The 3176-nt window shown below is 53.1% G+C and carries 1 rRNA gene; it reads left to right on the top strand.

Annotation, left to right across the window (positions count from 1 at the left end):
- Positions 1-161 precede the first annotated feature (161 nt).
- Positions 162-3155: ribosomal RNA gene (locus FHS21_RS30235) — 23S ribosomal RNA — on the top strand.
- Positions 3156-3176 lie beyond the last annotated feature (21 nt).

Below are 3176 nucleotides of genomic sequence, written 5' to 3'. Positions count from 1 at the left end.
GCATATGATTGGCCGCTTAACCGCAGAGCCATCGGATTTATCTCGAGAAGCTGGTCTTTTTTGTCAAATTCGTCGATTGCTGAGGGTTTTGTCGTCTTGTTGGTATCCCCCACAGGCGCAAGGTTCTTGTGAAGGCAAGGATGGATATTGGCAATGAGAATGATCAAGTGTCTTAAGGGCATTTGGTGGATGCCTTGGCATGCACAGGCGATGAAGGACGTGATACGCTGCGATAAGCGTCGGGGAGGTGCGAATACCCTTTGATCCGACGATTTCCGAATGGGGAAACCCACCTTAGATATCTAGAAAATCTTTTTTGTTCGCTCACGGATGAGCGGGCCTTCTCGGCCCTATCCTCCGCGTGGGCGCCGCACGAGCGGCGACGGACTAGCGTCCTGTATGGGTGCTAGATTTGTCAGGCTTGGCGGCAATACAGCGCGCTAGCGCGTCGGCCAGGTTTGGCCGCCCAGTCCGGAGCGAAGCGGCGTAAGCCGCGACAGCGTGAGGACGAACAGAAAAGGTTTCTAGATATCGTAATAAGGTATCTGACCTTCGAATACATAGGGGTTAGAAGCGAACCCGGGGAACTGAAACATCTAAGTACCCGGAGGAAAGGACATCAAACGAGACTCCGTTAGTAGTGGCGAGCGAACGCGGACCAGGCCAGTGGCTTTTATGAGACAAGTGGAACACTCTGGAAAGGGTGGCTAAAGTGGGTGACAGCCCCGTACACGTAATGCGAATAAAAGTCCTTGAGTAGGGCGGGACACGTGAAATCCTGTCTGAACATGGGGAGACCACTCTCCAAGCCTAAGTACTCGTGCATGACCGATAGCGAACCAGTACCGTGAGGGAAAGGTGAAAAGCACCCCGACAAGGGGAGTGAAAGAGATCCTGAAACCGAATGCCTACAAACAGTTGGAGCCCAAGATTTGTTCTGGGTGACAGCGTACCTTTTGTATAATGGGTCAGCGACTTAGTGTGACGAGCAAGCTTAAACCGGTAGGTGTAGGCGCAGCGAAAGCGAGTCTGAACAGGGCGTTCAGTTCGTTGCATTAGACCCGAAACCAAGTGATCTAGCCATGAGCAGGTTGAAGGTAAGGTAACACTTACTGGAGGACCGAACCCGCATCTGTTGCAATAGATTGGGATGACTTGTGGCTAGGGGTGAAAGGCCAATCAAACTTGGAGATAGCTGGTTCTCCGCGAAATCTATTTAGGTAGAGCGTCGATTTTATACCTTCGGGGGTAGAGCACTGGATGGGCTAGGGGATCTCACCGATTTACCAAACCTAACCAAACTCCGAATACCGAAGAGTACTGATCGGCAGACACACGGCGGGTGCTAACGTCCGTCGTGAAGAGGGCAACAACCCTGACCACCATCTAAGGTCCCTAAGTTATGGCTAAGTGGGAAAGGATGTGAGGATCCCAAAACAACCAGGATGTTGGCTTAGAAGCAGCCATCATTTAAAGAAAGCGTAACAGCTCACTGGTCTAAATAAGGGTCTTTGCGCCGAAAATGTACCGGGGCTCAAGCCATACACCGAAGCTGTGGATTTGCTTAGCAATAAGCAAGTGGTAGCGGAGCGTTCTGTAAGCCGTTGAAGAGGGACCCGTGAGGGCCTTTGGAGGTATCAGAAGTGAGAATGCTGACATGAGTAACGATAAAGGGAGTGAGAGACTCCCTCGCCGAAAGTCCAAGGGTTCCTGCTTAAAGTTAATCTGAGCAGGGTTAGCCGGCCCCTAAGGCGAGGCCGAAAGGCGTAGTCGATGGGAACCACGTTAATATTCGTGGGCCTGCGGGTAGTGACGGATCGCGTGTGTTGTTCCTCCTTATTGGATTGGAGGGGCTTCGAAGCGGTCCCAGGAAATAGCTCCCGCGTATAGACCGTACCCTAAACCGACACTGGTGGACTGGTAGAGCATACCAAGGCGCTTGAGAGAACTGCGTTGAAGGAACTCGGCAAATTGCACGCGTAACTTCGGAAGAAGCGTGACCCTTTTTGACGCAAGTCAGGGAGGGTGGCACAGACCAGGGGGTAGCGACTGTTTACCAAAAACACAGGGCTCTGCGAAGTCGCAAGACGACGTATAGGGTCTGACGCCTGCCCGGTGCTGGAAGGTTAAGAGGAGAGGTGCAAGCTTTGAATCGAAGCCCCAGTAAACGGCGGCCGTAACTATAACGGTCCTAAGGTAGCGAAATTCCTTGTCGGGTAAGTTCCGACCTGCACGAATGGCGTAACGACTTCCCCGCTGTCTCCAACGCAGACTCAGTGAAATTGAATTCCCCGTGAAGATGCGGGGTTCCTGCGGTTAGACGGAAAGACCCCGTGCACCTTTACTATAGCTTTACACTGGCATTCGTGTCGGCATGTGTAGGATAGGTGGTAGACTTTGAAGCGGGGGCGCCAGCCTTCGTGGAGTCATCCTTGAAATACCACCCTTACCTATATGGATGTCTAACTGCGGTCCGTTATCCGGATCCAGGACAGTGTATGGTGGGTAGTTTGACTGGGGCGGTCGCCTCCTAAAGAGTAACGGAGGCGCGCGATGGTGGGCTCAGACCGGTCGGAAATCGGTCGTCGAGTGCAATGGCATAAGCCCGCCTGACTGCGAGACTGACAAGTCGAGCAGAGACGAAAGTCGGTCATAGTGATCCGGTGGTCCCGCGTGGAAGGGCCATCGCTCAACGGATAAAAGGTACGCCGGGGATAACAGGCTGATGACCCCCAAGAGTCCATATCGACGGGGTTGTTTGGCACCTCGATGTCGACTCATCGCATCCTGGGGCTGGAGCAGGTCCCAAGGGTATGGCTGTTCGCCATTTAAAGCGGTACGTGAGTTGGGTTCAGAACGTCGTGAGACAGTTCGGTCCCTATCTGCCGTGGGTGTAGGAATATTGACAGGATCTGTCCCTAGTACGAGAGGACCGGGATGGACGTATCTCTGGTGGACCTGTTGTGGCGCCAGCCGCATAGCAGGGTAGCTATATACGGACGGGATAACCGCTGAAGGCATCTAAGCGGGAAACCCACCTGAAAACGAGTATTCCCTATCAGAGCCGTGGAAGACCACCACGTTGATAGGCCGGGTGTGGAAGTGCGGCAACGCATGAAGCTTACCGGTACTAATAGCTCGATTGGCTTGATCATTCTCATTACTCATATCCATCT

The sequence above is a fragment of the Phyllobacterium trifolii genome, from assembly GCF_014192095.1.
GTDB lineage: Bacteria > Pseudomonadota > Alphaproteobacteria > Rhizobiales > Rhizobiaceae > Phyllobacterium > Phyllobacterium trifolii.
Note: the sequence above shows the minus strand (reverse complement) of the source record. Positions and strands in the feature narration are given on the sequence as shown.